8 protein-coding genes and 1 pseudogene are annotated in these 7,088 nt (G+C 67.0%); 4 read left to right on the top strand and 5 right to left on the bottom strand.

The genetic code is table 11. The annotated features are described in order from the left end of the window. The 3 genes from EN738_RS27825 to EN738_RS27815 all read right to left on the bottom strand — a co-directional run. Positions 1-424: DNA polymerase Y family protein (locus tag EN738_RS27825; protein ID WP_245494753.1), on the bottom strand; the 424-nt coding region annotated here is incomplete at its 3' end. Continuing rightward, entirely contained in the window at positions 384-1,394 is a 1,011-nt protein-coding gene (locus tag EN738_RS36460; protein WP_127286467.1) for a hypothetical protein, read from the bottom strand. The genes EN738_RS36460 and EN738_RS27825, both read right to left, overlap by 41 nt. Positions 1,395-1,558: 164 nt before the next feature. Further along, positions 1,559-2,191: a LysE family translocator gene (locus EN738_RS27815; protein WP_127286466.1), complete on the bottom strand. Its 633-nt coding sequence runs from the start codon at positions 2,189-2,191 to the stop codon at positions 1,559-1,561. A 135-nt stretch (positions 2,192-2,326) separates the two neighbouring features. Between EN738_RS27815 and EN738_RS27810 the strand changes: the two genes are divergently transcribed. After that, positions 2,327-2,758, top strand: coding sequence for a metallopeptidase family protein (locus EN738_RS27810; protein WP_127286465.1), 432 nt, complete (start codon positions 2,327-2,329; stop codon positions 2,756-2,758). A 264-nt stretch (positions 2,759-3,022) separates the two neighbouring features. On the opposite strand, the gene EN738_RS27800 is transcribed toward EN738_RS27810, so the two are convergent. Continuing rightward, on the bottom strand, positions 3,023-3,229 hold the full coding sequence (locus EN738_RS27800; protein ID WP_127286464.1) for a DUF1737 domain-containing protein: 207 nt from the start codon (positions 3,227-3,229) through the stop codon (positions 3,023-3,025). Positions 3,230-3,266: 37 nt separating this feature from the next. Beyond that, positions 3,267-4,142, bottom strand: a complete 876-nt coding sequence (locus EN738_RS27795; protein WP_127286463.1) for a CoA ester lyase — start codon at positions 4,140-4,142, stop codon at positions 3,267-3,269. Positions 4,143-4,676: 534 nt separating this feature from the next. Here EN738_RS27795 and EN738_RS27785 point away from each other — a divergent pair. The 3 genes and pseudogenes from EN738_RS27785 to EN738_RS36455 all read left to right on the top strand — a co-directional run. Then, positions 4,677-6,227, top strand: a complete 1,551-nt coding sequence (locus tag EN738_RS27785) for a DUF4173 domain-containing protein (RefSeq protein WP_127286462.1) — start codon at positions 4,677-4,679, stop codon at positions 6,225-6,227. A gap of 3 nt (positions 6,228-6,230) precedes the next feature. Continuing rightward, a complete protein-coding gene (locus EN738_RS27780) occupies positions 6,231-6,923 on the top strand; it encodes a response regulator transcription factor (RefSeq protein ID WP_127286461.1) in 693 nt (230 codons plus the stop codon). Beyond that, positions 6,911-7,088, top strand: a pseudogene (locus tag EN738_RS36455) (two-component sensor histidine kinase); the annotation flags it as partial. The gene EN738_RS27780 and the pseudogene EN738_RS36455, both read left to right, overlap by 13 nt.

The raw sequence follows: 7,088 nt of genomic DNA, 5'->3' as shown, positions 1-7,088 counted from the left end.
GTGCCGAGAGCGGCAAGGGCGCCAGCAGCGTCTCCTCCTCGCCGCCGGCGACGATGCGGTCGCCGTGAAAATGCGCCGCCGCCCAGGCGGCGCCCGGGGTCGAGGCGAGCCCGGCGCGGACATCGAAACCCTGCTCAAGGAAGCGCGACAGGATCTCGTCCTGCATGGCGCGTTCGCCGCCGAACAGATGGGTGCAGCCGGTGACGTCGAGGAACAGGCCGTCGGCGCCGTCGATCGCCACCAAAGGCGTGTAGCGGTCGCACCAGTCGGCGAGGCCCTCGAGCAGGCGGCGGTCGGCCTCTGGATCGGCCTCGACGATGTCGATCGTCGGGTGCATGGCGCGCGCGTCGGCGATGCCCATGCCGCGCTTCAGCCTGAGCGCCTCAGCCCGCTCGTCGAGGGCGGCGATGCGCTGGGCGTTCATGTCGCGGTGGCTGATCACCAGAGGCAGGTGCTGCGACGGCCGGGAACGCCAGGACCGCCCCAGACGCTGGCGCAGGATGCGGTCGGCGGCGAGATGCGGAAACCACAGCGACAGGATTCGTTGCCCGTTCTTCCTGGGTCCTTCTTTCCTCGAAAACATGTTCATCGGGGTTCCACTCCAGTGTGAATTGTCCGGGGAGCGCGGTGCGGCTCTTGCCGATGTTGACGGTGAAGGCGGGACGGCCGATCGAGCCGGCCAGCGGCCCGGCGATCGTCGCGCGGCTTGCCGAGGGCGCGGCCGACACGATGAGGCGCACGGGCGCGGCGGTCGGCTCGGCCTCGCCAGCCTGGCGCAGCAGCAACACCGGCCGGCCGGCGTCCTGGGCGCGGGCGTGCAAACGCCGCGTCGCGGTGAGGTCGAGAGGCCGCGGGCTGCCGCGGATTTCGAGGATGACGGCGGCGAGCGCCGTCATGCGGGCGGCTTCCTCGGCGATCCACAGCGCGTCGAGCAGCCTCGGCGTCTCGGAAAACAGCAATTGCTCGGGCGCGATGCCAAACAGGCTCCGAAGTCCGCCGGCATAGGGGAAGCCGGCCTCGCGGAAGATTTCCGAGGTGCCGACCCACAGCACCGGCAGTCCCGGCTGCCGCGTCAGGATCAGGCCGGCAAGCGACAGGGCAAAGCCGGCGACGGCTCCGGCGTCGCGGGTCTCGACGCCATGGATCTCGCTCAGCGCCGCCTTCGGCAGGCCGCCGCCGAGGGCGTCGTCGAGCGGCTCGATGCCGGTGCGCAGGAAGGCATCCGGCGCGGCAACGGCAAGGCCGCGCCGAACCACCGTGACATCGGCGATGTCGCGGTCATCAGGCGACGCGCCGGCCGGCGCCGCCAGGCGCTCGGGCAGCGTTCCCTCGATCTTCGCGATCTGGCGGCGCAGGGCAAAAACAGTCTCCCGCGCCACGGCGGTCATCGCCATGACGGTCAACTTTCAGCAGCATTGTTCCTGTTATGTTCCTATAGATTCCAGAGGGTGCCGGAAGAGTCAAGCAGAGTCATTGTGAATTTATTCCTCTGTCATTGTGCGCTTTCGTTTGACGCAATCCGGATGGAAAACCGCTTCACAGTTTTCCTGGAATTGCTTTAGCGCTGGCCACCGAAGGCCAGCCGGGCCGCAAGCCCGGCAAAGACGGTTCCCAGCAACAGCTGCGGCGCCCGCTGAAACCGCGTCCGTCTCGACAATGCCGCGCCGATCCGGCTGGCGGTCAGGATGACCAGGCCGTTGACGACCAGCCCGATCAGGTTGAGCACTGTTGCGAGCACCAGTATCTGCCCCGCCACGGACCCGGCCTGCGGCTGCACGAACTGCGGGAACAGCGCCAGCACGAACAGCGCCATCTTCGGGTTGAGGAGATTGGTCAACAGCCCCTGCCGGACGATGCGCGCTTGCGAGTGGCGCGCAAGGCCGGCGACCGGCGCAAGCGCTGCCCCGTCGGAGCGGAACGCTTTCCAGGCGAGATAGGCCAGATAGGCAGCGCCGGCGTAACGCACGATGTCGTAAGCGATGGGCGCGGCAAGGAACAGTTGCGACAGGCCGAAGGCAGCGGCCAGCGCATGGCAATAGGTGCCGGCGGCGATGCCGACATAGGTCGCCAGGCCAGCCGCGCGCCCCTGGCTGGCGCTGCGGGAAGCGATCAACAGCATGTCCGGCCCCGGCGTCGCGGTCAAAGCGAGGCAGGCAATGGCGAAAAGTCCAAGGGTGGAAAGGTCCGGCATGAGGAGCTCCTGATACATGGCCGGAACCGACGGATAGCCGATTCCCCGGCAGCGGCAAAGGATATGCAACGGAATTGCCGCATCATTTGCCTCGACCGGCGCGAAAGCCTATATGCCGGGATCAAAGGACAAAGAATGGCCCGCATCTACAAGACCCGCACCTGGCACGACCAGCTTTCGCCGTCGATGGAGGAAATGGAGTTCCTGGCGCTGGAGACTTACGCCCATCTGCCGGAGGATTTCCGCAAGCTGACCGGCGAGATCGTCATCCAGATCGCCGACTTCCCGACCGACGAGATCATGGACGATCTGTCGCTGGAAACGCCGTTCGACCTGCTCGGCCTGTTCGAGGGGCGCGGCATCGCCGAGCGCTGGAACCCGCAGACCGGCGAGGGCCCGAACCGCATCACGCTCTACCGCCGCGCCATCCTCGACTACTGGGCCGAGAACGAGGAGACGCTGGGCGACATCGTCACCCACGTGCTGATCCACGAGATCGGCCACCATTTCGGCCTGTCGGACGACGACATGGAGCGGATCGAGGAAGCGGCGGAGCAGACGGCCTAGGGCCTTTTCGCGAAACCGCATCGCGCCTTTCCTCTCCCCCGTCAATCGGGGAGAGGTGTCGAGCGAAGCTCGACGGAGTGGGGGTCGACCTGCCGGGCGTTGCTATTCAAGCCTGGGCGGTGTCGCGCCTTGACTGAGGCGCTGTGGTGAATTGGCGGCGCCGCCGCATTTTGAGGACCGGCTTCCCCCACTCCGTCGCTGCTTCGCAGCGCCACCTCTCCCCCCTCCGGAGGGAGAGGAAGGGTGCCGGCTGGAATCCCGCGTCTACCAATCGCTCAGCTTGGTGTCGGGCGTGTAGTCGTGGCCCTCGACATCCTTCACCACGGCCTGACCGCAGCGCATCGACTTGGTCTTCTTGTCGTAGGCGTAGGTCGGCGAGCCGAACAGGTGCCAGCCCTTGTTCAGCGCCGCCGTCACCTTGTGGCAGAAGCTGGAATCGTCGGGAGCGGACAGGAAGCGGTAGAGTTTCATGGTTCGTCTCTGTGGTGGGTGATTTCGTTTAGGACCATCATGCGCCGATGGCGGCGGCCTTCGCCAGCAGTTTCTCGGCCTGGGCGAGATGCAGCCGCTCGACCATTCTGCCATCGAGCGCGATGACGCCCTTGCCGGCATTTTCGGGAAGCGCGAAGGCCGCCTTCACCGCGCGCGCCTGCGCAAGAGCCTCGGGCGCCGGCGCGAAGGCGCGGTTCGCCGCCTCGATCTGCGCCGGATGGATCAGCGACTTGCCGTCGAAGCCCATGGCGGCGGCTTCCACGCATTCGCGGGCAAAGCCATCGGCATCGCGAAAATCATTGAAGACGCCGTCCAGCACATCGAGACCGCCGGCACGCGCGGCCAGCACCAACTGCATCAGCCAGGGCATGAGATAACGCCGGTCCGGCGTTGCCAGGACGCCGGTCTCCTTGACCAGATCGTTCGTTCCGGCAACGAAACAAGTAAACCGCGAGGCCGGGTCGCGGCCGAGTTCGGCAAGCGCGCCGATGTTGAGCAGGGCCTTCGGCGTCTCCACCATCGCCCATAGTTTCACCGTGTCCGGCGCGAAATTGTCGTCGAGCAGGTCGCCGGCCTCCAGCACCTCGCGCGGCGTGACGACTTTGGACAAAAGGATGCCGTCGGCCTCGCCTTTCGCCGCCGCCAGCACGTCGTCGATGCCCCATTCGGTTCCCAGCGCGTTGACGCGCACGATCATCTCGCAGCGCCGGTTCGGACGTTCGGTCAGGATGCCCGCCAGCTTTTCGCGCACCGCGACCTTGTCGGCGGGCGGCACGGCGTCTTCCAGGTCGATGATCACGGCATCGCAGGCAAGCGTCGCGATCTTGGCCAGCGCCCTGTCATTGGAGGCCGGGATGTAGAGCACCGAACGGCGCGGGCGGTAGGTTTGCATCCGCGATCTATGCCGCCTGTGGACAATGGAGGCAAGCCGTGCGGCGCAGCCAATCGTCGGAAGTCGGCGCCGCCCCTCATCGCCCTGCCGGGCACTTCTCCCCGTATAGTGACGGCGAGAAGGGGCTGGCCGCGGCCCTGGCGTTTTTTCTGCAACGCTGGCGATTGGCGAACTCGGCGATGACAGCGCCCCTCTCCCCGTCGTTATACGGGGAGAAGTGCCCGGCAGGGCGATGAGGGGCGGCGCCAACGTTTGGGACGGGCGCGGGGCCAGCGCAATTTGAAGCGATTTGCCCTGCACGAAATCTGCAAATCATTGCTGAAAATCTCAGGCGGCCCGCCCCGCTCTCTCCTCGCCTGCTTGCGAGACAGGCCGCATGCAAGCACGCGAAAATCCCCGTTGGTCCCTGCCCTACCGGCTGCGCAGCGATGGCTGGTGGCTGGCCCCGAAGGCGCGGCCGACCGCGACGCTGTTGCCAGTCGTCCCCAGATCGCCGCCGCGCCACGCCCCGGCCAAAGCGAGGAAAACCCGCTCATGACAGATCTCCTCGCGCCGGTGCCGAGCTACTGCCGGCGCTTCGGCGTTGCCGTCCTACTGGTCGCGCTGGCGGACTTTTTCTTCTATGGCCAGCCAGCCGGCATCACGTGGTTCCTGTTCGGCATCGCGCTCGCCGCCGCGGTTGCGGCCCTCAATCCCCTGCCCCTCGCTTCCAACGACCGCTGGCTCTGGATCAGGCCGGCCGCCCTGCTCTGCGCGCTGCTGCCGCTGGTCGAGAATGTCAGTCCGCTCTCGGTCTCGGTCGCGCTGGCGGCAATGGCGGTGTTCGCGCTTTCGCTCGCCGGGCGGCTGCGCTCCGGCGTTGCCCGCATCGCCAGGCAGCTTGTAGCCTTCTTAATCGCCGCGCCGTTCCGCTTCCTGGGCGACTTCCTGCGCTGGCGCAAGGCGGCCAGGCATCATGGCCGGCGGCGCATCCGGCTGGCGGCGATCGCCGTATGGGCGATGCCGCTCGGCCTCGGCCTCGTCTTCCTCGCCTTGTTCGGCGCCGCCAATCCGGTCATCGAATACTGGTTCTCGCTGATTGACCTGTTCGCCCTGCTCAACCTGATCCAGCTGCCGCGGCTGATCTTCTGGCTGGCCGTGCTCGCCGGCGTCTGGGCTTTCCTGCGGCCGCGCCTGCCGCGCTTCCTCCGCCGCCTGCCTCGGCCGGCGCGGTCCCGCGCGGAACCAGCGGTGCCGGCAAAGACAACTATCGAGGACATCCTCTTCGGCAAGGCGGCGATCCTGCGCGCGCTGGTGGTGTTCAACCTTCTGTTCGCGATGCAGACTGGGCTCGACGCCACCTATCTGTGGGTCGGAGTGGCGCTGCCGGACGGGCTGACCTATGCCGCTTACGCGCATCGCGGCGCCTATCCGCTGATCGTCACCGCGCTGCTTGCCGCCGGCTTCGTGCTCGCGGCGCTGAGGCCCGGCAGCGAAACCTCCGGGGATCCGCTGATCCGCCGGCTTGTCTACGCCTGGGTGGCGCAGAACATCATACTGGTCATCTCCTCGATGCTGAGGCTCGACCTCTATATCGGCATCTATGCGCTGACCTATCTGCGCATCGCCGCCTTCGTCTGGATGGGGCTGGTGGCGGCGGGCCTGGCGCTCATCATCGCCCGCATCGCGCTCGGAAAATCCAGCGAATGGCTGCTCTCCGCCAATCTTCTGACGTTATCGGCGACGCTCTATGCATGCTGCTACGTCAACTTCGCCGCGCTGATCGCCAACTACAATGTCGACCATTCCTACGAGATGACCGGGCTAGGCGTTCCGCTGGACACGCAGTATCTGCGCTCGCTCGGCCCGGGCGCATTGCCAGCGCTCGACCGGTTCCTCGCGCACCAGGCGAGCGCGCCCGCTACCGATGAGCCCTGCCGGCGCGACCTCGCCATCGCGCACGCCGGGGACGAGGCCGCTTACCGCGCCGAACAGAAAAACTGGCGCGCCTGGAGCTTTCGCGACTGGCGGCTCATCCGCACTCTCGACAAAAGAGGCCCGCTCGTGGTTCCTCAGCCTTCGCAACCTTCCGTGCCGGGCTACTGATCGATGCCGCATCAAATCCTCGTCGCCGATGACGATCCGCATATCCGCGAGATCATCTGCTTCGCGCTGGAAAAGGCCGGCATGAGGACGCAAGGCGTCGCCGACGGCGCTGCCGCCCTGCAGGCGGTCGAGTGCCGCGCGCCCGACCTCGTCGTGCTCGACATCGGCATGCCGGAGATGGATGGGCTGGAAGTGTGCCGGCGGCTGAGGCAGACATCCGATGTGCCGGTGCTGTTCCTGTCGGCGCGGGATGAAGAGATCGACCGCATCCTCGGGCTCGAAATGGGCGGCGACGACTATGTGACAAAGCCGTTCAGCCCGCGCGAGCTGGTCGCGCGCGTCAACGTCATCCTGCGGCGCGCCCGCCCGGTTGCGGCCGAGGCCGACGAGCGGCAGTTCGCGCATGGCCGGCTGGTGCTGACGCCGTCCAGCCACGGCGCCAGTTTCGACGGCCAGCCGCTGGCGCTGACCTCGATCGAATTCTCGATCCTGAAAGGGTTCCTCGCCCGCCCCGCGCATGTGCTTGCCCGCGAGGCGGTGATGGCCAATGCCTATGCCGCCAACATCCATGTCTCCGAGCGCACCGTCGATAGCCATATCCGCAACATCCGCGCCAAGCTGGCGGCGGCCGGCTGCACCGACGCGATCGAGACGGTACACGGCGTCGGCTTCCGGCTCGGCCGATGCGGCGGCTGAATTCCCGGGACTGGATCGGCAAGAAATGGCGGCCGCGCCTGGCCACGGTGGTGGTCGCCATCCTGATCGTGGTGATGGCGCTGCCGCTGGTCGGCCTGTTCTTCTTCCGCCTCTATGAGAACCAGCTGATCCGCCAGACCGAGGCGGAACTGATCGCGCAAGGCG

It is taken from the genome of Mesorhizobium sp. M4B.F.Ca.ET.017.02.2.1 (assembly GCF_003998955.1).
Classification (GTDB): Bacteria; Pseudomonadota; Alphaproteobacteria; order Rhizobiales; family Rhizobiaceae; genus Mesorhizobium; species Mesorhizobium abyssinicae.
Note: the sequence above shows the minus strand (reverse complement) of the source record. Positions and strands in the feature narration are given on the sequence as shown.